The sequence below is a fragment of the Candidatus Sulfurimonas baltica genome (genome assembly GCF_015265455.1).
GTDB lineage: Bacteria > Campylobacterota > Campylobacteria > Campylobacterales > Sulfurimonadaceae > Sulfurimonas > Sulfurimonas baltica.
On the sequence record NZ_CP054492.1, the window covers coordinates 1763216 to 1786861 of the forward strand.

Annotated in this window: 18 protein-coding genes, 1 tRNA gene and 3 rRNA genes; 8 read left to right on the forward strand and 14 right to left on the reverse strand. The window is 36.9% G+C overall.

The window, feature by feature from the left end:
• The first annotated feature begins 62 nt into the window (after positions 1–62).
• Positions 63–641, forward strand: a complete 579-nt coding sequence (locus HUE88_RS08835; protein WP_229860058.1) for an NUDIX domain-containing protein — start codon at positions 63–65, stop codon at positions 639–641.
• Here HUE88_RS08835 and HUE88_RS08840 read toward each other — a convergent pair.
• Entirely contained in the window at positions 606–1316 is a 711-nt protein-coding gene (locus tag HUE88_RS08840) for a pirin family protein (protein ID WP_194368350.1), read from the reverse strand. The two genes, HUE88_RS08835 and HUE88_RS08840, sit on opposite strands and share 36 nt — an antisense overlap.
• A gap of 136 nt (positions 1317–1452) precedes the next feature.
• Here HUE88_RS08840 and HUE88_RS08845 point away from each other — a divergent pair, with 136 nt between their 5' ends.
• The gene (locus tag HUE88_RS08845; protein WP_194368351.1) at positions 1453–2472 is read left to right on the forward strand and encodes a polysaccharide deacetylase family protein; all 1020 of its coding nucleotides are present in this window, start codon (positions 1453–1455) and stop codon (positions 2470–2472) included.
• A 40-nt stretch (positions 2473–2512) separates the two neighbouring features.
• Here HUE88_RS08845 and HUE88_RS08850 read toward each other — a convergent pair whose 3' ends face one another.
• The 3 genes from HUE88_RS08850 to HUE88_RS08860 are packed head-to-tail and all read right to left on the reverse strand — an operon-like array spanning position 2513 to position 5037.
• Entirely contained in the window at positions 2513–3151 is a 639-nt protein-coding gene (locus HUE88_RS08850; protein WP_194368352.1) for a helicase-related protein, read from the reverse strand.
• Positions 3152–3192: 41 nt separating this feature from the next.
• Positions 3193–3837, reverse strand: coding sequence for an HAD family hydrolase (locus HUE88_RS08855; RefSeq protein WP_194368353.1), 645 nt, complete (start codon positions 3835–3837; stop codon positions 3193–3195).
• Positions 3838–5037, reverse strand: a complete 1200-nt coding sequence (locus HUE88_RS08860; RefSeq protein WP_194368354.1) for a class I SAM-dependent rRNA methyltransferase — start codon at positions 5035–5037, stop codon at positions 3838–3840. It lies immediately after the preceding gene.
• 82 nt (positions 5038–5119) lie between these two features.
• Here HUE88_RS08860 and HUE88_RS08865 point away from each other — a divergent pair, with 82 nt between their 5' ends.
• Entirely contained in the window at positions 5120–5959 is an 840-nt protein-coding gene (locus HUE88_RS08865; RefSeq protein WP_194368355.1) for a class I SAM-dependent methyltransferase, read from the forward strand.
• A gap of 301 nt (positions 5960–6260) precedes the next feature.
• Here HUE88_RS08865 and HUE88_RS08870 read toward each other — a convergent pair whose 3' ends face one another.
• The 4 genes from HUE88_RS08870 to HUE88_RS08885 all read right to left on the reverse strand — a co-directional run bounded on the left by HUE88_RS08870 (position 6261) and on the right by HUE88_RS08885 (position 10035).
• Positions 6261–7184: a glutaminase gene (locus HUE88_RS08870; RefSeq protein ID WP_194368356.1), complete on the reverse strand. Its 924-nt coding sequence runs from the start codon at positions 7182–7184 to the stop codon at positions 6261–6263.
• Positions 7185–7199: 15 nt separating this feature from the next.
• Positions 7200–7595, reverse strand: a complete 396-nt coding sequence (locus tag HUE88_RS08875; protein WP_194368357.1) for an ester cyclase — start codon at positions 7593–7595, stop codon at positions 7200–7202.
• A gap of 12 nt (positions 7596–7607) precedes the next feature.
• Entirely contained in the window at positions 7608–7856 is a 249-nt protein-coding gene (locus tag HUE88_RS08880; protein WP_194367503.1) for a hypothetical protein, read from the reverse strand.
• Between the two features lie 199 nt (positions 7857–8055).
• Entirely contained in the window at positions 8056–10035 is a 1980-nt protein-coding gene (locus tag HUE88_RS08885) for a molybdopterin oxidoreductase family protein (RefSeq protein WP_194368358.1), read from the reverse strand.
• A 196-nt stretch (positions 10036–10231) separates the two neighbouring features.
• Here HUE88_RS08885 and HUE88_RS08890 point away from each other — a divergent pair, with 196 nt between their 5' ends.
• The 3 genes from HUE88_RS08890 to HUE88_RS08900 all read left to right on the forward strand — a co-directional run bounded on the left by HUE88_RS08890 (position 10232) and on the right by HUE88_RS08900 (position 13626).
• The gene (locus HUE88_RS08890) at positions 10232–11092 is read left to right on the forward strand and encodes a PDC sensor domain-containing protein (RefSeq protein ID WP_194368359.1); all 861 of its coding nucleotides are present in this window, start codon (positions 10232–10234) and stop codon (positions 11090–11092) included.
• 128 nt (positions 11093–11220) lie between these two features.
• Entirely contained in the window at positions 11221–12534 is a 1314-nt protein-coding gene (locus tag HUE88_RS08895; protein ID WP_194368360.1) for a hypothetical protein, read from the forward strand.
• Between the two features lie 3 nt (positions 12535–12537).
• Positions 12538–13626, forward strand: coding sequence for a trypsin-like peptidase domain-containing protein (locus HUE88_RS08900; RefSeq protein WP_194368361.1), 1089 nt, complete (start codon positions 12538–12540; stop codon positions 13624–13626).
• Between the two features lie 11 nt (positions 13627–13637).
• Here HUE88_RS08900 and HUE88_RS08905 read toward each other — a convergent pair whose 3' ends face one another.
• Complete coding sequence (locus tag HUE88_RS08905; RefSeq protein ID WP_194368362.1) at positions 13638–14522, reverse strand: tetratricopeptide repeat protein; 885 nt, start codon at positions 14520–14522, stop codon at positions 13638–13640.
• 130 nt (positions 14523–14652) lie between these two features.
• Between HUE88_RS08905 and HUE88_RS08910 the strand changes: the two genes are divergently transcribed.
• Both HUE88_RS08910 and HUE88_RS08915 read left to right on the forward strand, forming a co-directional pair.
• The gene (locus HUE88_RS08910; RefSeq protein WP_194368363.1) at positions 14653–16602 is read left to right on the forward strand and encodes a M3 family metallopeptidase; all 1950 of its coding nucleotides are present in this window, start codon (positions 14653–14655) and stop codon (positions 16600–16602) included.
• A 56-nt stretch (positions 16603–16658) separates the two neighbouring features.
• On the forward strand, positions 16659–17606 hold the full coding sequence (locus tag HUE88_RS08915; protein ID WP_229860060.1) for an endonuclease/exonuclease/phosphatase family protein: 948 nt from the start codon (positions 16659–16661) through the stop codon (positions 17604–17606).
• On the opposite strand, the gene HUE88_RS08920 is transcribed toward HUE88_RS08915, so the two are convergent.
• From HUE88_RS08920 to HUE88_RS08940, 5 genes are all read right to left on the reverse strand, one after another.
• On the reverse strand, positions 17581–18264 hold the full coding sequence (locus HUE88_RS08920) for a uracil-DNA glycosylase (protein WP_194368365.1): 684 nt from the start codon (positions 18262–18264) through the stop codon (positions 17581–17583). The genes HUE88_RS08915 and HUE88_RS08920 overlap by 26 nt on opposite strands.
• Positions 18265–18361: 97 nt before the next feature.
• Positions 18362–18477, reverse strand: a 5S ribosomal RNA gene (gene rrf, locus HUE88_RS08925).
• Positions 18478–18676: 199 nt separating this feature from the next.
• Positions 18677–21570, reverse strand: a 23S ribosomal RNA gene (locus tag HUE88_RS08930).
• A gap of 222 nt (positions 21571–21792) precedes the next feature.
• A tRNA-Ile gene (locus HUE88_RS08935) sits at positions 21793–21869 on the reverse strand.
• A gap of 133 nt (positions 21870–22002) precedes the next feature.
• Positions 22003–23518: ribosomal RNA gene (locus HUE88_RS08940) — 16S ribosomal RNA — on the reverse strand.
• Together the 16S, 23S and 5S rRNA genes with 1 tRNA gene alongside form the textbook arrangement of a ribosomal RNA operon.
• Positions 23519–23646: the final 128 nt, after the last annotated feature.

The following is a 23646-nucleotide window of genomic DNA, read 5'->3' on the forward strand; positions in this document are numbered from 1 at the left end:
CAATTAATACTAAAGTACCCTTATTTGATGTAAAATTCTATAAAATTTTATAATGAGCAAATATGAGCGAAATGAAAAGAGTAGAGTTCGGTGACCACTACAGAGATAAAAAGAATGCTGTATTCTTAGTTATATATGTAAATGAAATCTCACCGTGGAAGTACTTTAACGATGAGATTAAAAGCATGAGATGTCCGGCAATAATCATGATAGACAGATGGGATGGACGAATGGGCTTTCCTGGTGGAACAGTTGATGAGGGCGAAGAGCTTTTGGATGCACTTGTAAGAGAGGTCAAAGAGGAGATAGGGATAAATGTAAAGCCAGACAAAGTCCGCCCTATTGCCTCACACGAGTGGAAGATAGCCACTCATCTTTACGGACTTGAAGTTCTAGAAGCTGAGTTTTTGCATATCTACTACCATATACTTAACAACTTTTCACGCTCTATTTTGCTTCATGCCTACGAAGAGGGTGATAAGTCACACTTTCTATCTGAGATAACGGGCATAAAGATTATCCCTTTAGTCCAACATGCAGGCAAAGGGATAAACCACTTTTTAGAGAACTCTTTTGCTGGTTCTGCAAAAAAAGAGCTGCTTATTTTACTCGATGAAGTTTTTAATATCGAGGTCAAGTAAAAGTATATGAGCATTTTTGATTGCTTGTACATGTAGATTCTCATCTTCTACTTTAGCAGCATCTCCTTGTGCGAAAACAATCCCATTTATTTTTGCACTCCCCTCCATAACTTTTACATAAAGCGCTCGACCTTTTGAAAGCTTAAACTCCAGATTTTTTCCATCATCTATCTCTGACGCATACATTGAGGCATCTTGGTAGATTTTTATTTTTGCACCACTCCCCTCAGGTCCAACTACATGTAGCCACTTGTTATGTCTATCTTTTAGTTCAAATTCTCTCGAGCCATACTGTGGATTCAGACCTTTTTCTTTTGGAATAATCCATGTCTGAATAAGATGAAGCTCTTGCTCTGCTGCATTTATCTCAGAATGGGTGATGCCTGTTCCGGCACTCATATACTGAACAGAGCCTCTACCAAGACTCTCCATGTGCCCCATAGAGTCCTGATGTGTAAGTTCACCTCTTAATACATAGGTAATAATCTCCATATCATTGTGAGGGTGTTCTCCAAACCCCTCATTTCCTTTTATAAGGTCATCATTCATAACACGAAGAGGACCATAGTGAATGTTGTCAAAATCTCTATATTCAGCAAATGAGAAATGAAAACGGCTTTTTAACCAACCATGGTCTGCTAAATACAATGAGTTAAACGGTATATGTTCTATCATTTTCTCACTCCTGCGTTTTAAAATATATTATTTTTCACATATTGTCATTATATGCTTTTAATGCCAATAGTTGATTAAGGGTAATGAAAATATAATGTCCTGTATAACTAAAATCTGATAGCAACATGGAGAGTTTATGAATTCAAGAATTGCACTGTTTATATTAACCTTTTTTCTTACCATTCCTCTATATGCCAACAGTGCTGTTGTATTTATGTATCACCGTTTTGGCGAGTCGAAATACCCATCTACCAATATTACAATTGAGCAGTTTAGGTATCAACTCGATTACCTGCAAAAAAACGACTACAACGTCTGGCCGCTATCAAAAGTAATAGACCATATAAGAAACAAAAAAACTCTCCCACCAAAAACAGTTGCCATTACAATAGATGATGCCTATATAAGTACTTTTACAAAAGCTTACCCTATGCTAAAGAGCAAAAGTTTTCCATTTACTGTTTTTGTTAGCACTAACCAGGTTGACAGCAAATCTAACTCCTACATGTCATGGGAGCAGATGAGAGAGATGCAAAAAAATGGTTCTGAGTTTGCTAACCACTCACTTAGTCATGAGTTTCTTCTCCCTAAAAAAAATGAGCCGGAAGAGACGTGGAAAAAATGGATTTCTGCCGAGATACAAGGTGCTGAGAAACGCCTAAAAGAGGAGCTTGGAGAAGATGTAAACAGCCAAAAACTCTTCTCTTACCCTTTTGGGGAGTACACAATGAAAACCGCAGAGTTGGTAAGAGAGTTAGGGTATGTTGGAATCACCCAAACATCAGGTCCAGTTGGTGAGGAGAGTGACTTAATGGCAATAACAAGATTTCCAATGGCAGAGGCATTTGCCACTCCAGATGGATTTAAAACCAAGTTAAACACAATACCTATCCCAATAGAAACTATTAAGCCGAGAGAACCATTTATAAAAGAGAACCCACCAAAATTACGCATAAAGCTAAAAGAAGAAGTTAAAAATATAGGGTGCTATACATCCAATGGAGAAGCTATAAAAGTAAATTGGATTTCAAAAACAGAGTTTGAAATCAGTGCAGATAAAGAGCTAAAACCACCAAGAGACAAGTATACATGTACAGCACAAGCCAAAGATGCAAAATGGTATTGGCACAGCCATTTTTGGATAATTGAGAAATAACTTAAAGTAAGAGGTCATTCATTTATTTGAATGAACTTTTTTACTCTGCTTTCTTCTTTTTAACTTTTTTTACTATCTGTTTGCGGTGACGTGGTTTCTTTTTCTTATCTTTAGCAACGTGAGCTACCTCATCGGATACTTCTGGAGTGAAGCCTTCTAGCTCTTCTTGTGGCATTTCATTTTTCAACCTCAACTCTAAAATACTTAACAGCCCCTCTTCTTCAGGAGATACAAAACATATAGATTCCCCTACTCCGTCAACAAGTATAAGGCGGTTAAAATAATCCTCATGCTGAGGAGGAAGGTCATAGTTTAGGATAGTTTGTATATTGTTTAACTCCAAAGATTGCAAAATCATATCAGTAGTTATTAGTATATTTAATTCACCTGAGTTAAAGGCTTTAGCTGCCTCTTCGTGTTGCTCAACTCTATGATTGCCATGAATTGAAGTAGCTGAAATATCTTTAGTTTTTAGATATTCATTGAGCTCATCTGCTCTGCGTTTACTTCTTACAACAACGACACTCTGTTTTTTGTCACTGTTTTTAATAAAGAACTCAAGCATAGAAGCTTTGTCGCCCTCTTTCACTAGATAAGCTACTTGTTTAGTGCGTTTTCCGACACTTACATTGTCATAGTATTTTTTTTTGCTAGGTTTTTTAGTTTTCTCTTCTGACATGTAGTTATTTCCTTAATATTTGAGCGAATTATAGCTGATTTTTACTGCTTCAACGATTTGAGCAGTGTTGGCAACTCTCTTAGTGTTTTAATCTTGTAAGTTGCGCTGCTAAAGTCATGAGATACTGTAAATGCATTTTCTACTACCGCGCAATCTATCCCTGCATTGACAGCCGAACTAAGCCCTCTTTGTGAATCTTCTATTACTAAACACTCCTCTTTTAGAGCGTTAAACTTTTTCATACCTGCAAGATATGGATCTGCATGTGGCTTAGCACGAGCATACTCTTCAACACAAAGTGTAAAATCCATATACTTTACTATCTCTCTTTGTGAGTGTATCAGGTCAAAATCAACTCTTCTTGAAGTAGTTACTATCCCAAAACTGTACTCTTTAGACAACTCCTCAAGAACATCGACTACTCCGTCTATCTCTATATGCTCTGATGAGATAAACTCTCGGTAGTAGATATCTCTTCGCTTTCTTTGTTTATCAACTGTTTTTTGAGTGTGTCCATGCTTCTTTGCCACTTCCCATGCTGTTCCGCCTCTTGCCATTATCTCCATATAGACATCAAACGGAAGTTCTACATCTATCTCATTCAAAGATTTTTTATTAGCTTCGTAATACCACTTTTCAGTCTCTACAAGTACACCGTCATTGTCAAACAGAAGATACTTTTTCAATTACTTAACCTTTTTAATAAATACAACTTTGAGGTAGTCGCCCTCTTTGAACTTCTCTGCAACCCTGAAATCTTTTGGCAGAGTGAAACTCTCTTCAACTGTGTATTTCCCGCCAAGCTCTTTAAATGCTTTAAAGATAAAGTCTCTAAACGTCATCATCCCAAAGTTTGCGTAGTTTGTGGAGGCAACTATCACACCGCCTTTGTTTGTTATCTGTATAGCCTCTTTAAGAAGTTTTACATAGTCTTTTGCCACAGAGAATGTAACCTTTTTAGACCTAGCAAAACTAGGCGGGTCAAGAACTACCAAATCAAACAATAAACTCTTTTTTACGGCATACTTAAAGTAGTTAAAAACATCTTCAACTATAATCTCTTGGCTCTCTACATGTATGGCGTTTATACTAAACTGTTCCTCTGTTTTACTGCGGCTTCTGTTTGCCAAGTCAACACTTGTGGTTTTGCTCGAACCGCCAAGAGCTGCAAAAACAGAAAATGCACCAGTGTACGAGAAAGTGTTGAGAACTGTCTTTCCTTTTGCGTATTTGTCACGTATTGTTTTTCGCACTTCTCTTTGGTCTAAAAACACACCGACCATTGGTCCATCGTCTAGGTAGATGGCAAAATTTGCACCGTTTTCTTTTACTATGATGGGAGCATCCGATTTAGTTCCGCAAACAAAATCATCCGCATCGTCCAAGTACTGACCTTTTGCGTCAAACCTTTTCTTTTGATATATCCCTTTGTACTCTACTGAAGATTTAAGCGCTTTTAAAACCTCATCTTTAAGTTCATATATACCAATGCTATACCATGTAGCCATATAAAAACCATCAAAATAGTCTATGGTTAAACCGCCTACTCCGTCACCCTCGCCGTTAAAAACTCTAAATGCCGTAGTCTCTTCGTCGCTAAAAAACTCTTCTCTGTACTCTATGGCAGATTTTATTCTCTTTGCAAAGTACTTCGCATCTATTTGTTCATCTTTGTTTGACGAGAGTACCCAACCGTAACCTTTGTTTTGAATACCGTAGTAACCTTTAGCAATGAACTTTTTTTTACTGTCCATTAAATTTACTATTGTCCCCTCTTTTGTCAATCTACTCAAATCTGCAATAGACTCTTTTGATATAAGCGGGTATCCATCTTTGTATTCATCAATATATTCGGGTTTTACAGTTAGCTCAATCTCTTTATACATGTTGTTTTTCCTTGGTGCAATTATAGTATAAATATGAATTGTGTTTTAAGGTTTTGAAGTTCATTATGATAGAATTATTAAAATGTATACATCATGGAGAGAAAAAATGAGTGATGAAGATATAAAAAACAATGTTAAAAATATGTTTGATGAAGTTGCAACCAGATATGAAAATATAGACTTTTTTAAGATTTCAGCTAAAAATATAGCTGATTTACTCCCATGTAAAGGTGTGAGTAATGTTTTAGATGTAGCATGCGGTACGGGCAATGTTGTCTTGGAGTATGCTTCAACTTTTGCAGATGCCAACTTTGACGCAGTTGATATCTCAACACAGATGCTCGAGTGTGCAAAAGAAAAAGCCAAAGAGCAAAACATAACAAATATCACTTTTTACTGCTGTGATATTGAAACTCTCGACATGCAAAAGCAGTATGACATAGTTACATGTTCATACGCTCTGTTTTTTTTACCAAATCCCATAGATACGCTTAAAATACTTTATGCACATGTAAAAACCGGTGGAACACTCATCTTTACATCTTTTACACAAAATGCTTTTTCTCCCTCATCTAAAATACTTGCTGATTTGTTTGAATCATTTGAGGTTAAAACACCTCAAAAAAGCTGGAAAACTCTTCAAACTACTCAGGAGATAACCTACCTTTGCAACCAAGCCGACATAGAAGATTTTGATGTTCATGAAAAAGCTATACGCTACCCACTGAGTCTGCCTGAGTGGTGGAGCTTAAACAATGACACAGCTCACAGAGGTATGTTGCTGCAGCTCTCTTGCGATGATTATGAATCAGTTAAAGAGATGTACTTTGAGGCTATGCAATGGCATGAAGATGAATCAAGAATGGTAGAACTAAATGCAGACACTTTTTATACTATTATTAGAAAAGGGACTAATAAATAGCAACTAAATTCTGGTTCAAGTCCAGAATGACGGGTGTGTCGTCAATGACAGCATTTTTCCAATAATGGACGTGTTTTCAATGACCACTTATTCAAATTAACGGCATATCGTCATTCCAAGCTTGACTTGGAATCTAGTTTATGAATTATTCACAAGTCTCAATTACAATATTATAAATTTGAACAAGTTTACATTTTTAATTTTTATTTGATAACAAATAACAAAATATTATAAAAAAGATGAATAATGTGTTAATAAAAGTTGCATATTGATTGATTTTAATATTGGTGGGAAGATGAGACTAAAAAATAGAGAGACCTGTTTTATCTGTAAATAGCTCCAATGCTTTAGTCCCGATAAGAGAGTTTCCCTGTGCGTTAAGTTCTGGTGAAAATACACAGATGCCCATAAGCTTGGGAACGATAGCGACAATGCCTCCGCCTACTCCGCTTTTTCCAGGCAGACCTACATGAAAGGCAAAATCCCCAGAAGCATCATAGTGTCCACATGTAAGCATAACCGCATTAATCCGTTTTGCTTGAGATGGGGTTATGTAACACTTGTCAGTTATTGGGTCAACTCCATGATTTGCAAGGTAAAGCATAGCCCTTGAGAGCATTTTAGTATTCATCTCCAGAGCACAATGTTTAAAGTATGTACCGACTACATCTTCAACTTCGTTGTCAAGATTGTTAAAACTTTTCATCAAGTTTGCTAGGGCTAAGTTTCTGTGTCCATGTTGCATTTCAGAGGCAGATACTATCTCGCTTGAATCAATTGAGATATCATCTGAAATATCTCTTATAAACTCAACAACTTCTCTATATGCAACTTCACAGCCGCCGTAATGACTCATCAGTGCATCTGTGACATTGATAGCACCTGCATTTATAAAGGGGTTTCTCGGTTTGCCGTTTTCATATTCAAGCTGAACAAGGGAGTTAAATGGATTGCCAGATGGCTCATGTCCTATGCGGTTATACAGGGCTTTAGAGTAAAACTTCAGCGCCAATGTAAATGTAAAAACCTTTGAGATACTTTGAACTGAAAAAAGTGTATCTGCTTGACCGACACTATACTGAGTTCCATCAAACAGTGTTAGAGTCATAGCGAATTGTTTTGGATTTACTCCGGCTAAGGCCGGTATGTAGTTTGCAACTTTTCCGGTACCAAACAAAGGAGTAATCTCATTTGAAATTTCGTCTAGTATTGATTGGTAATCCATTAAAACTGCCTTTTATTACTCGCTAAGTTGTTTATGAAGTGAGTTTAAATCACCTAATATATTTATGCTCATTATCTTACCGTCTCTTATTTGGAAAAAAGAAGCGCCAGAATAACATATTCGTCTACCAGTTGGTGCATAATCAAATAGTGCACCTTCATGAGAGCCTGTATAGGTAACATAAATTGCCACCATATCATTTTCATATACCGACATCTCTACAGCATGATAAAGGTTTGGGAATACACCAATCAACATTTGTGCATACTCTTTAAAACCATCTATCCCATTCGCTGTAATATCGAGTGAGCCTCTAAAGCGAATATCTTTGTCACAAATTATATTTGCTTTGTCAAAGTCCTTATCATTCCACATTTGGTAATAAGCACTAATTAGTTCTTTGTTTGTCATATTTGTTTCTTTCTAGTCAGTATAACTACGTTTGTGTGGAAATTTTTGAACTGAGTCATACTCATCATCTTCCCAACCATCGTATTCATTATATGCATCATAATCTATAGTAAAAAGTTTTGGATAACCTAGTTTAACTAGTTCTTCATCTATAAAATTACGATTAAATCCTTTGTCCTCGCAAAGTAAAACGATATCAGCAATATCTGCTTCATCAACGCCACCAAGTTCCATTTCAAACACTACATCAGAAACGTTCATTACGCCCTCATAAATAAATTATTCTACGTGAGATTACCGTTTGATAAACATTACCAAACACAGCCAAAAAAACCTGAAATACCAATTTTTGGTATCTCTTTTGACCCAAAGGTTCTACTAAAGTGAACCAATAATTTGAGTGCGCAATTATACATCTTTTTTAAATAAAATCAGTAATAAAATTAAACCGCTCTCTCTCTTATACTTTAGTGATTTTCACTGCACTGTAGTTATAGTCAGGTTGCAAAGACTCACTGTCTAGTAAATCATTGGTTAAATAATTTATATCTCTATTACTAATTGGCATAAAAATAGTTTTTCTGTTTATGTCATCAGTTACCACAGCTACAGTAGTTATTGTTCCTCTGAGCGATGTGACCGTTACTATGTCATCACTTTTTATATTTAACAATTTTGCATCTTCGCTATTTATCTCTACAAATTCAAGTGCTTTACACTTTTGCAGTGTTTTTGGCAGATTTGTTTTTGTGCCGCTATGCCACTGGTCCCTTGTGCGACCTGTCAAAAGAACAAAAGGGTATTTTATACTTGTTTTCTCGCTCAGCAGTCTGTTCTCAACAAAATGAAGATTTGCTTTTTTATCTTTTGTTAAAAAGCCTTTGATATTTTCACCCCAAACAAAAGGTTTATCTGACAACTCATCATAATTTGCAAAATGAATATCCATATAATCGTTTAACTTTGTCATCTCCTGATACTCTTGAAAAATCTCTTTTGTATTTTTATAACTAAACTCTTTTTCAAAGCCAAGCTCCCATGCTAAAAGTTGAAATATTTGCCAATCAGCTTTACAATCAATAGAAGTTCGAGAGAGCTTCTCTTGCTTTGTAATACTTCTATCTAGGTTTGTCTGAGTACCCTCTTTTTCACCCCATGGAGCTGCCGGTAATCTTATATGGGCAAAGTTAGAAGTCTCACTATTGTCATACGCATTTATCTCCACAACCATAGGAATTTTTTTAATTAACTTCTCCATCTTATGTCTGTTTGGGAGATGATAGATTGGGTCGGTGTGACAAATTATAAGCAAATCCAAATCTGCTTCAAGCATCTGCGTTGCAGTAAGCCCAGGCTTGCTATAAATTTTATTTGTACACCAAAACTTTGATACTTTATTTATAGACTTTACATCAAAACCCAAATGAACAGCCAACATAGTGGACAAACCTCCAACCTCTCTGCCACCCATAGCGTTAGGCTGACCGGTAAGGCTAAGTGGCCCGTTTCCAGGTTTAAATATTTTTCCAGTTAAAAGATGAGTGTTTATAAGTGCCAAATTTTTATCAACGCCCTGAACAGACTGGTTAAGACCCATGGTCCATGCTGTTATAATATTTTTACTGTTTTTATAAAACATCCAAAACCATTCAAACTGCTCTTTGCTCAATCCGGTTCTTTTTAGCATTTTAGTTACAGGAACTCTTTTAAACTTGTTTTGCAAGAGTTCAAAATTGTTTACATGTAAGTCTACAAACTCTTTGTCATACATCTCTTCATCAATCAACCGCTTTGAGATTAGATTGAAAAAGTCTATATCACCGCTGGCTTTTATGGGAAGGTATAAATCAGCAATTTTTGCAGTTTCGGTATACCTAGGGTCTATCACAATAACTTTTAGCCCCTGCTTTTTAGCCTTTTTTATCTGGTTGTGAAACAATACATGTGATTCGGCGGTATTAGCACCCGTGAGGATAAGAAGGTCACTTTTAAAAATATCTTCCATTCTAAGGGGAACAAAGTCTGCCCCGATTGATTTTTTATAAGCAACAACTGCACTAGACATACATGTACGGGTGTTTGTGTCTACATTATTCGTACCTATAAAACCCTTTCCCAACTTGTTTGCAATATAGTAGTCTTCTGTTAAAAGTTGTCCCGAGAGATAGAAACCTATCTTTTTAGGTTTAGTTTTTTTTACTTTCTCGGCAATAGCTCTAATAGAGTCGCCCCAAGAGCTAATTTTATACTCATCGTCTATGCTATCTCTTGTCTGTGGTCTAAGAAGTCTTGTCGATGTGTCAATGCTTACAAGCTCTGATACACCTTTTGAACATAACTTCCCCTCATTTACAGGATATGCAACATCACCGATAAGCTTACTCTCATCATACTCCAACCCACAACCAACACCGCAATAACCACACACAGATTTTATCATTGTACAAAACTCATTCCAATTAAACTAATGCCATTATATTAGTATAAGTTTAATGTAAAGTTAAGATTATCTGTATAAATATTAATCAATACATTGCTTATTAAGTATATTTTTAATCGTATAATTTCTTAAAGACATTTTAAAAATGCAGATTTAAGAAAATGTCAACGTAGTAATTTAAAGAACAAGGAATAGCATGCAAGAGTTTATGGATATATATAAAAACAACATCAAGGATATAGAAAATTTTTTAGTAGAAACTATTTTCAATCTTGGAAATCTAAGTGAGAGAGAAAACAAAAAGTTTATCAATGTTTTTAAAGTTTTCCCATCTTTGGAGTTAATGTATGTTTGCGATGAAGAGAGTATGCTTCAGCTGTCCCAAAATATATATAGAAATAAAACAAGCGATATACCAATAGGCAGAGATAGAAACTATCTGCTTGAAAAAGTGCAGTTTGACTCTACTAACATTGCAATATCTAAAGCGTATATAAGCAGTGCTACAGGTGAGACTTGTATTACGGTAGCTAAAAAAGAGAATGGCAAAATATATTTTTTAGATTTTAACATCTCCGCCCTGCTTAAAAGACTTGGTTTGATTGAAATTCACAATGGCTTTAACCTTGTAAGTAAAAGTTTTTACTTCATTACTGCAAGTATTATGATGGTTTTAGCACTCTTTACGATTGGTTATGCGATGTATGAATTTATAAATTCACTTCTTTTTAAAGAGGGCTTGACAATAGAGTTGATTTTTAAACCTGTTATTGCACTTACTCTTGGATTGGCAATTTTTGATCTTGCAAAAACTGTTTTTGCACAAGAAGTGGTTTTTAAAAGCTACTCAAAAAACTCCAATGCTGAGTATAAGGTTTTGACAAAATTTTCCATTACTATTATTATAGCCATGCTTATAGAATCTCTTATGGTAGTGTTTAAAATTGCTATAGATGATTACTCGCATATGGTTCATGCCTTTTACCTTATTGGCGGAGTCTCTGTCTTAATACTGGCATTGGGTTTATTTATATATTTTACAAAAAAGAAAATTTAACAGTACCACTTCACTTATAGAACACTCACCTTTGGCGTTTTATAAGGGTGGTTTTATTATAATGACACTTATAAATTTCATACTCTCAACATGGATGAATTCATAAATCAATATTATAAAGTAGGCAAATGAACTGGCTTAATTTTTTTGAACACAGCACTCAACATAGACACCCTTTTGGAAGAGGTATAAATTCAAATCTGCATCCTGAAGAAGAAGAACTGTTTAACAAGTCTTATGAAGCATTTGAAAAAAAAGATATTATAAATGCATATAAGTACTTTTTTGAATCTCTTGAAAACTTCACAAACGATATCTCAAATGAAAATATAATAACTAAAATAGAAGATGATAAGTTAGAGTTTGAAATCTACCAAGGAAGTGCAAGAATCATCGGCACAATAACCAATGAAAAGCTTTATGCAGAAGTGATTATGGTGAAAAGTGACAAAGCAAATGTTGCCCTAAAAAGAAAAATACTTGAGAGAAACTATCAATTTACCTATGCTAGCTACTTTACTGACGAAGAGTATATAAAACTAAAACTTTTCCACGATAACATAACCATGAGTCCTCAAAAAATATTTTTCCCTTTAAGAGAGTTAGCTCTAAATGCCGACTTTGACAAAGAATATATCAGACACGAATTTCCAGATATGGAGCTCGAAGATATAGCACATTTAAAAGAGCTGAGCGAAGATGAAATAAAAATTAAATATGATTTTTTAAAAGAGTGGATAGAAGAACTAGATAAAAAAGTTAAAACACTTCCATCAAATGACAATACAGGTATGCAGTCGTTTATATATTTAACTGCCCTTTTTAAAATCGATTATCTTCTTGTACCAAAATATAATATCTATCAAAACATAACTAAAAAAGTACAAGAGTACTTTGGTGAGCAAAATACTACTCCCGAATCTAGAAATGATGAGTTAAAACAGTATTTGGAAGTACTTCAAGAGACAAGTATTGAAGAGTTTAGTAAGAATTTTTATAATGCTAGATATACCTTCAACCCAACGGAGAGAGCATCAAATGAAGAGATTAACAACTTCATAAATGAATCACTCATAAAAATAAGATGGTATAAAAACAATCGATATAGACAAATAATTCCTACTATTTACAGATATATAGCATTTTATATTCTTTACAACTATGGTATTCACCCAGTTATAAAAGAGCTACTTCATACACTTATTGCTATCCAATATCCTAAGTTTTTCAAAGCACTTGGTTATGCTACACTATATGATGAAGAGGATAAATCATTTTCTAAAAGGGCTATTATTTCAAAAATCGAGGATGCAATTGCCCCTTATCAGAACCAATTTAAACTGTTACAACCTTTTGGCAATAAACTTAACTTCAATTCTATGAATGAATTTAACAATAGTTTCTACCTTCAACTACAAAATTTAAACTTTGAGGAGATATAAATTATGAATACTCAATTAATCCTCGAAACATATATTGAAAATATCATACAGATTATGACGCCTTATGGAACCGGTACCGGTTTTATTATAGATGATTTAATCATAACTAACTCACATGTAGTCTCTGGACTAAAAGAGGTCGTAATAAGTTCTAAAAAGGTTCAAAGGACTATCGCTAAAGTTGTTTATGATGATCCATACTATGATTTAGCATTTATCAGCTTTAACTTTGAATCACCAAAAAATCCTTTGAAACTTACAACAAAAATAGTGGAAAATGGAGATAGCACTATAGCTATCGGTCACCCATACGGACTAAACTACACTGCTACCGAAGGTATAGTCTCTAGGGCATCAAGGCTTCAAGGTGATTTAGAGTATATACAGATTGATGCAGCTATAAACCCTGGAAACAGCGGTGGCCCTCTCCTTGATGCCGATGGAGATGTTATAGGTGTAAATACTTTTATAATTCAAAATGCGAATAATTTAGGTTTTTCACTCCCCTATTTTTATGTTAAAGAAGCACTTGAAAATTTCAAAAAATTGAACAAAGAAAATATTATTAAATGTCCATCATGTAAAAATCTCACTAATGAAGAGGATATTGTCAATGACTATTGCCCCGTTTGCGGAGTTAAACTTCAAGTAGCAAAACAACGAAGAAAAGGCTATATTCCAACAGGTGCCACAAAAATGATGGAAGATATACTTGCCTCATTAAATATAAATGTCACTTTAGCAAGAAGAAGTCAGGCATCTTGGAGAATTGATAGCGGAACCGCAAGGGTAGAGATAAGCTATTATGAGAATGGTATTATTATAGGCGAAACAAAACTATGTGCTATTCCAAATAAAAATATAGATGAAATATATGATTATTTGCTTAATGAAAATCAAAAACTCTCATATCTGCGATTTTCTATAAACGAGAACAGCATATATCTATCATACCTTATTATAGACTCATCCTTAACTCTAAAAGAAGGGAAAGTAGCGCTTGAAAGGTTATTAGAATACTCAAATAAATATGATGATATTTTAATAAACAAATATGGCGCCGTGCAACAAAAAAGGGATGAAGAGGATTAAAAAGATTACTCTTAGTGGTTATGCCCCTCTTCTGCGTGGTTGTGGTCTTGATTTATTTTACAATAGATTGCACCAAGAGAAGACTGTGCCATTATATCCCCCTTGTCAGCAGCTTTTTTAACCCAGTATTGTGCTTTTTCTTTATCTACAGGCATCCCAACCCCATCATAGTACATCAATCCTAGCCTGTGCTCAGATCTCGTATATCCTTGCATTGCAGATTTTTCATACCAATAAAATGCTTTTTTAAAATCTCCAGATGCGCCTTTGCCGCTCTCATACATACTAGCTAAAAAAGATTGTGCTCCGGCATCGCCTGAATCAGCTGCTTTTTTGTACCAATAAAATGACTTTTCTAAGTTCTTGTCAACCCCTTCACCTTTTTCATACTTCATTGCCAAAAGAAACTGTGCTCCTAAATTACCACTATTTGCAGCTTTTTCATACCAGAGCAAAGCTTCACCTTGATTTTTTTCTACTCCATCTCCAGAATCATACATTGACGCAAGTAGCATTTGTGCTTTTGCACTTCCATGAATTGCTGATTTTTTATACCACTCAAAGGCTTTGGCTTTATCTAACTTAGCCCCTTCACCTTTGTAGTAAGCATTACCAAGTTTATACTCCGCACGCAAAAAACCGCCCTCTGCTGCTCTATGCCAAAAAAGAACTGCTTTTTGCTTGTCTTGATTTGTACCTTTGCCGGCATAATACATGTTAGCAAGCATATAAAGAGCTCTTTCATCACCATTGGTTGCAAATGGCTCAAGCATAGTAAACGCACCTGCATAATCTTTATTAATATACGCTCTTGCACCTTTTTCTATATCTGATGCTATTAAATTAAATGTTATTGCAAATAATATTATCACTAATTTTAAATTCAAAAAATTCATAAAAAACCCTCTTAACTTTATTTATAATAATTATATCACATTGAGATAAACATTCAGGACACTATAATGCTCAAGCAAGTATTATACTACTTGAAAATATGTATAATATTTAAAATAATCAAGGAAAAAAATGTCAAACTTTGCGAGTGTTAAAGTCAATTTAAATGACTTTATAAGTGATTTAAATAAAAAAATAAAAGCTAATAATCTACATGTAGAAAAACTTCTAAAAATAAAACAAAAAACATATACAAACTTTGTAAAACCATTGCAAATGATGGAAGAGTATCTAGAACAATTCTTTACTCCTCTGTCTCATATAAATTCAGTAAATAATTCTGATAAAACACAAGATATATATGCAGATTCTTTGCCAATTATCACAGAGTACTCAACAAAATTATCTCAAAACATAGATATATACAAGGCATATAAAGAGATTGAAAAAAATGAAAAAGAGACACTAAACTATGAGCAAAAAAGGGTTATAGAACTTAATATTTTGAACTTTGAACTCAGTGGTGCACACCTGGATGAAAAAACCAAAGAGAGGCTTCAGGAGATACATATAAAAAAGAGTGAGCTCTCAAATAATTTTTCTCAAAATCTTTTAAACGCCACCAATGCCTATAAATACATAATTACAGACGAAAAAGACATAGAAGGATTACCACAAAGCGACATAGAAAATGCAAAGTTTGAAGAGGATGGAAAAACAAAATATAAGTTTACACTTCAAATGCCATCATATATTGCCTATATGACATATGGTAAAAATGCAAAAATAAGAGAAGAACTATATAAAGCTTATGTAACAAGATCGCCGGAAAATGCAATAATTATTGATGAACTTCTAAGTCTAAAAAATGAGATGAGCAATCTTTTAGGCTTTGATAACTATGCCTCTTACTCCTTGGCTAGCAAAATGGCAAAAAATGAAAAGAGTGTTGTTGATTTTCTCCAAACACTAATTATAAACTCAAAAGCTCAAGCACAAGAGGAGCTAAAAGAGCTTCAAAGTATCGCCAAAGAACCTCTTCAAAGTTTTGACACAGCTTATTACAGTGAAATCCTAAAAAAAGAAAAATATGATTTAGATGAAGAGCTTTACCGTCCATATTTTGAGCAAAAAAGTGTAGTTAATGGTATGTTTGAATTCTTAAACAGACTATTTGGAATTAAATTTGAAAAAGTGGATGAAGAGTTATGGGATAAAAAAGCATTCTCATACAATCTACATGTAGAAGATAAACTTGTTGCCAGACTTTATTTAGATTTAGAAGCAAGAGAGAGCAAAAAAGGTGGCGCTTGGATGCATAATTTCCAAACACACTGCAAAGATGAAAATGGAGATGAGCAATTAGCCTCGGCATTCATTGTGTGCAATTTTCCGCCTTCTAAAGAAAAAAATCCTTCACTACTTAGACATGATGATGTAGTTACTCTATTTCATGAGATGGGTCACGCAATTCATCATTTGTTGAGTAATGTAGACGAAAATGAGGTTAGCGGCGTCAATGGGGTTGAGTGGGATGCGGTTGAATTTCCATCACAGTTTTTAGAAAATTTTGCCTATGAGCCTCATGTTTTAAAACTATTTGCAATCCATCACGAAACTGGAGAAATTATTCCAGACGAAATGATCGATAAACTGGTTAGAAGTAAAAACTTTCTTTCTGCATCAGGTATGCTAAGACAGCTGGAATTTTCTATATTTGATTTTAAGCTTCACTCTAAAATCTATCAAGGTGATGAAGTTCAAAATTTACTAGATAGTATCAGAGAAGACACAGCACTAATAAAAACGCCTAGTTACAATAAGTTCCAAAATGGTTTTTCACATATATTTGCAGGTGGATATGCAGCTGGCTACTACAGCTACAAATGGGCTGAAGTTTTAAGTGCGGATGCCTTTTTCAGTGTAGTTGATGAGGGTATAATTGACTCAAATACGGCAAAAAAATATCTACATGTAGTACTTAACGGTGGTGGTGCAAAAAGTATGGGTGTACTCTTTAAAGAGCTTATGGGAAGAGAACCTAATCCAGACAATTTATTAAGACTCAATGGCATTAAATAGTGCGCATTGTTGCTCTTTTATTTTTATTTATTTCGTTGATATATGGAGAAACCACTTTGAAGATTGCAACTTATAATATTGAAAATCTTTTTGATTTAAAGAATGGTCAAAATAGATATGGGGAGTATATCCCAAATTCTAAATCAAACTGGAACTTAAAAAACTACAGAATAAAACTCCAAAATATTGCAAGAGTCATAAAAGATATTGATGCTGATATAATTGCTCTACAAGAGGTAGGTTCACTTGAAGCACTAAAAGATTTAAGAACAACCCTTACTCAGGGCGGTTTGTATTACAAATACTATAAGATAGCAGATAAGAAAAATACAAATATAAAAGTAGCAATACTAAGTAAAATACCTATTTTATATTCCAAAGAAGTCAGTGTTACATCATCCTATATATATAGAAATATACTAGAGACAAAATTTAATATAAATGGCAAAGATTTGTATATATTTGTAAATCACTGGAAATCAAAAGCCGGACCAGAGAGCATGAGAATAGTCTCTGCAAAAGCTCTAAAAAAAAGGGTTGAAGAGATAGGGTATGAGAAAAATATTATCTTAGTCGGAGATTTCAATTCAGACTATGAAGAGTATATAAAATTTATAAAAAAAAGAGAACATAATGATACAAATGGGAAGACAGCTATTAATCATGTTTTAAAAAGTATAAAACAAAATCAAAAAGCTTCTTATGTTAAATATATAAAAGATAATTTTTACAATCTTTGGTATGACGTGGAGGTGGCAGATAGGTATTCATACATATTTAGAGGTAAAAAAGAGGCGTTAGATAATATATTGATATCTCAATCACTCTTAAATAAAAAAGATATCTCATATATAAATAGCACTGCATCGAACTTTGATGCAAAATATCTATTTAAAAAGAAAAATATTTATAGATGGCAACTCTCACGCGGCAATATACAAAAACACAAAGGTAAAGGCTACTCAGACCACTTAGCAGTTACAGCAAAGTTTTTTGTGAAGTGAGACACCAGTCAATCTCTTTTTTATTATGTTCTCTTAAATAGTTATTTGAGTGAGAGAATGGCTTAGAGCCAAAAAAACCTCTATATGAAGATAGCGGTGAAGGGTGCGGAGCTTTTAGTACACAGTGCTTCGTGGTGTCAATTATAGACTCTTTTTTTTGTGATGGGCCGCCCCATAAAATAAAAACAATATTTTCATACTCAAATGACAACTTTTTAATTACACAGTCTGTAAATATTTCCCAGCCAATATTTTTATGAGAATTAGGTTTTGATTCTACAACAGTAAGAACACTATTTATAAGGAGAACTCCCTCTTTTGCCCATTGAGTAAGATTCCCATTTGCAGGAATTGCACAGCCTATATCATCTACTAATTCTTTAAAAATATTATTAAGTGATGGAGGAATTTTACAACTATCACAAACTGAAAAAGCCAATCCATTTGCTTGATTTACTCCATGATATGGATCTTGACCCATAATTACAACTTTTATTTTTTCCGGAGATACTAAATTAAAAGCTCTAAATATATTTCCATATTCCGGAAAGACTCTCTTAGTTTTATACTCTTGCTCAACTAAACCTTGTAATTTTTTAAAATAAGGAAGCTGCATCTCATTTTGTAATAATAGTGACCATTCTTTGTTTAAAAGCATAAAAAACCTAAGTGATTAAATTGAAAAAATTATATAAAAAATTTGATTTGATTGAGATAAATTTGATTATTTGTAAAGATAAGAAGTAAATTGATCAACTAGGCAGCGACCTACATTTCCACACCTGAAAGATGCAGTATTATCAGCGATGAGAGGCTTAGCTTCTGGGTTCGGAATGGAGCCAGGCGTTTCCCTCTCTCTATAGCCACCTAGACAATCAAGTGTAAAGACATCTAGATGTTCTTACATTTGACTGCTAGAGTCAATTAAAGTGAGTGTTTATACTATTTCTAGTATAGATTATTGTAAAGTCAACATTTTGCTAAATAACTGTATCAGTGCACGGTTCATTAAATAGTGTGTTTACACTAAGTAAGGTAGTGAACGAAGTTGTGTTCTATTCAAAGAACTGTAAAAAAAGACAAACGTACTATTAGTACTGGTCAGCTAAACATATTACTATGCGTACACACCCAGCCTATCAAGCTTGTAGTCTTCAAGCGTACTTCAGGGAACGTTCATCTTGGAGTTGGCTTCCCGCTTAGATGCTTTCAGCGGTTATCTCATCCATGCGTAGCTACCCAGCGATGCTCTTGGCAGAACAACTGGTGCACCAGTGGCATGTCCAACCCGGTCCTCTCGTACTAGGGTCAGCTCTCCTCAACGTTCCTACGCCCACGGAAGATAGGGACCGAACTGTCTCACGACGTTCTGAACCCAGCTCGCGTACCGCTTTAAATGGCGAACAGCCATACCCTTGGGACCTGCTCCAGCCCCAGGATGCGATGAGCCGACATCGAGGTGCCAAACCTCCCCGTCGATGTGAGCTCTTGGGGGAGATCAGCCTGTTATCCCCGGCGTACCTTTTATCCTTTGAGCGATGGCCCTTCCACACAGAACCACCGGATCACTATGACCGTCTTTCGACTCTGCTCGACTTGTATGTCTCACAGTCAGTCCGGCTTGTGCCATTATACTCTACGGTGGATTTCCAACCCACCTGAGCCGAACTTTGTAAGCCTCCGTTACTTTTTAGGAGGCGACCGCCCCAGTCAAACTACCCACCAGACATTGTCCTCGCACAAGATAATTGTACCGAGTTAGCTATCAGAATATTCAAGGGTGGTATCTCAAGGATGCCTCATCATAAACTGGCGTCTATGAATCAAAGGCTCCCACCTATCCTGCACGTGAATATCCCAATAGCAGTGTCAAGCTATAGTAAAGGTGCACGGGGTCTTTCCGTCTTTCCGCGGGTAGGAGGAATTTTCACCTCCACTACAATTTCACTGGATCCATTGTTGAGACAGCTCCCATCTCGTTACGCCATTCATGCAGGTCGGTATTTAACCGACAAGGAATTTCGCTACCTTAGGACCGTTATAGTTACGGCCGCCGTTTACTTGTGCTTCATTTCAATGCTTCGCAGAGCTAACAAATCCATTTAACATTCAAGCACCGGGCAGGCGTCACACCCTATACATCCTCTTACGAGTTAGCAGAGTGCTGTGTTTTTGGTAAACAGTCGGGAGGGACACTTTGCTGCGACCCGTCAATGCTTTGGAGAGTAAATCTCCTAACAAATAGGGCACACCTTATACCGAAGATACGGTGCTAGTTTGCAGAGTTCCTTAACAATGGTTCATCCACGCGCCTTAGAATACTCATCTCACCCACCTGTGTTGGTTTACGGTACGGGCAACGGTTGTTCTCGTTTAGAGGCTTTTCTCGGCACGACAGTATCATCGATTCTCCGCGCTGGCCGAAGCCATTGCAGAGCCTGTAAGATCTCGGTCGAATGACAAACGGATTTTCCTATTTGTCGACCTACGTCCTTCGACCCACTATTCCATCAGTGAGCTCGATTAACTCTATGCGTCCCCCCATCACTCAAACGAACAACCGTCGGTATCGGAATATTAACCGATTTGCCATCGTCTACCCCTTTCGGACTCGACTTAGGTCCCGACTAACCCTACGATGACGAGCATCGCGTAGGAAACCTTGGGTTTACGGCGAAGAAGATTCTCACTTCTTTTCTCGCTACTCATGCCTGCATGCTCACTTCCATCCGCTCCAGCACTCCTTACCGGTGTACCTTCAACGCTGAATGGAACGCTCTCCTACCACTCATAGTAAACTATGAATCTAGAGCTTCGGTGCTTGTCTTAGCCCCGTTATATTTTCGGCGCAAAATCGCTAGACCAGTGAGCTGTTACGCTTTCTTTAAAGGGTGGCTGCTTCTAAGCCAACCTCCTGGTTGTCACAGCAACTTCACATCCTTTTCCACTTAGACAAGACTTTGGGACCTTAGCTGCTAGTCTGGGTTGTTCCCCTCTCGACGATGGATTTTATCACCCACCGCCTGACTCCCGAGGTTACACATGAAGTATTCGGAGTTTGATAGGGTTTGGTACCGCGGTAAGCAGCCCTAGCCCTGTCAGTGCTCTACCCCTTCATGCTAATGCTCGAGGCTATACCTAAATATATTTCGGAGAGAACCAGCTATCACTGAGTTTGATTGGCCTTTCACCCCTATCCACAAGTCATCCCAAAAGTTTTCAACCTTTACGGGTTCGGTCCTCCACTGGCTCTTACACCAGCTTCAACCTGCTCATGGATAGATCACTCAGTTTCGGGTCTGCAGCATCTGACTAATTCGCCCTATTAAGACTCGCTTTCGCTACGGCTTCTCGTTTGATTAACCTTGCCAGATACCACAACTCGCAGGCTCATTATGCAAAAGGCAGTCCGTCACACTTGTCTTACGACAATAGTGCTCCGAATGATTGTAAGCCATAGGTTTCAGGTTCTATTTCACTCCGCTCACCGCGGTCCTTTTCACCTTTCCCTCACGGTACTTGTTCGCTATCGGTCTAGTAGTAGTATTTAGGGTTGGAGGGTGGTCCCCCCATATTCAGTCAAGATAACACGTGTCCCGACCTACTCGTTCCTTAGTCTAGTACCATATAAATGTTTTCGCTTACGGGGATATCACCCTCTATGTCCACTCTTTCCAAAGTGTTCGGCTAACAAATATATTATCACTAAGTGCCCTAATCCCATTTCGCTCGCCGCTACTATGGGAATCTCGTTTGATTTCTTTTCCTTCAGGTACTGAGATGTTTCACTTCCCTGAGTTCGCCCCCCGTAGGGTAACATGACTCGCGCCATGCTGGGTCGCCCCATTCAGAAATCCCCGGATCAAAGCTCTTTGGCAGCTCCCCGAGGCTTATCGCAGCCTAATACGTCTTTCATCGCCTCTACTAGCCAAGGCATCCACCTATGGCCCTTAATATCTTTTTTTCTAATTTGCGTTCACTACCTTACTTAATGTATCTCTACTTAAAGCAAGTCAGTGTACTGTTGATTGTAGTTATTTAGTTAATATAATTAATAATTGAATAAATTCTTTTATCTTTTATATATGTTGACTTTGACAATAATAATTTAATGAACGATAGACTTTGAAGTCTAATAGAAAAACTAATGTTAGTTCTTTTATTAAACTTGAAAATTTGTTTTGAATGGTGGGCCTACCTGGACTTGAACCAGGGACCTCACCCTTATCAGGGGTGCACTCTAACCAGCTGAGCTATAGGCCCTAAAGTGTGTTACAAAATTCAAATGAACTCAAATCACTGAAAACTAAGCAAGCAAACAAACTAATAACTAATATTATCTCTCGTGAGATTTTCTTTGTATGTCAATTCAAATGAATGATTGACTTTACTCTAGAAAGGAGGTGATCCAACCGCAGGTTCTCCTACGGTTACCTTGTTACGACTTCACCCCAGTCGCTAATTCCACCGTAAGTGGTAGCCCCCCGAAGGTTAGCTTCCCAATTTCGGGTGAAATCAACTCCCATGGTGTGACGGGCGGTGAGTACAAGACCCGGGAACGTATTCACCGTAGCATTGCTGATCTACGATTACTAGTGATTCCAGCTTCATGAAGTCGAGTTGCAGACTTCAATCCGAACTGAGAGACGCTTTGTGAGATTGGCTCCACCTCGCGGTATTGCAACTCTCTGTACGCCCCATTGTAGCACGTGTGTAGCCCTAGCCATAAGGGCCATGATGACTTGACGTCGTCCTCACCTTCCTCCTCCTTGCGAAGGCAGTCTCCCTAGAGTGCCCAGCTTAACCTGCTGGCAACTAAGGACGAGGGTTGCGCTCGTTGCGGGACTTAACCCAACATCTCACGACACGAGCTGACGACAGCCGTGCAGCACCTGTTTTCAAGTTCCCCGAAGGGCACCACTCCATCTCTGGTGTGTTCTATCAATGTCAAGGCTAGGTAAGGTTCTTCGCGTATCTTCGAATTAAACCACATGCTCCACCACTTGTGCGGGTCCCCGTCTATTCCTTTGAGTTTTAATCTTGCGACCGTACTCCCCAGGCGGAACACTTAATCTGTTAAGTGCATCACCGAGATGACAAGCATCCCGACGACTAGTGTTCATCGTTTAGGGCGTGGACTACCGGGGTATCTAATCCCGTTTGCTCCCCACGCTTTCACGCCTTAGCGTCAGTAATGTTCCAGGAGATCGCCTTCGCTTTAGGTATTCCTAGTGATATCTACGGATTTTACCCCTACACCACTAATTCCATCTCCCCCTCCCATACTCTAGGTTGGAAGTTTCAAGTGCAGTTCTACAGTTAAGCTGTAGGATTTCACACCTGACTTTCCAACCCGCCTACGCGTCCTTTACGCCCAGTGATTCCGAGTAACGCTTGCACCCTCCGTATTACCGCGGCTGCTGGCACGGAGTTAGCCGGTGCTTATTCATGAGCTACCGTCATTTTCTTGACTCATAAAAGGAGTTTACACACCGAAATGCGTCATCCTCCACGCGGCGTTGCTGCATCAGGGTTTCCCCCATTGTGCAATATTCCTCACTGCTGCCTCCCGTAGGAGTCTGGTCCGTGTCTCAGTACCAGTGTGGCGGATCATCCTCTCAAACCCGCTACCCGTCATTGCCTTGGTGAGCTCTTACCTCACCAACAAACTGATGGGATATAGTCTGATCTTCAAGCGAAAAAACGTTTCCCAACTCTACTTAAGTAGAGAAGGTATATCCAGTATTAATCATCGTTTCCAATGGCTATCCCGGTCTTGAAGGTACATTAACTATATATTACTCACCCGTGCGCCACTAATCAGAAGAGCAAGCTCTTCTTCATCGTTCGACTTGCATGTGTTAAGCACGCCGCCAGCGTTCACTCTGAGCCAGGATCAAACTCTCCATAATTAATTATGTAAAGAACACATTGCTGTGCATTACTGATCATTGCCCAAGATTATTAAATCATTGGCTTTGTTGCCACTCGCTATAAATAGCTAGTGGACTTTTTGTATAGTATCTATTTCTATTGGGTA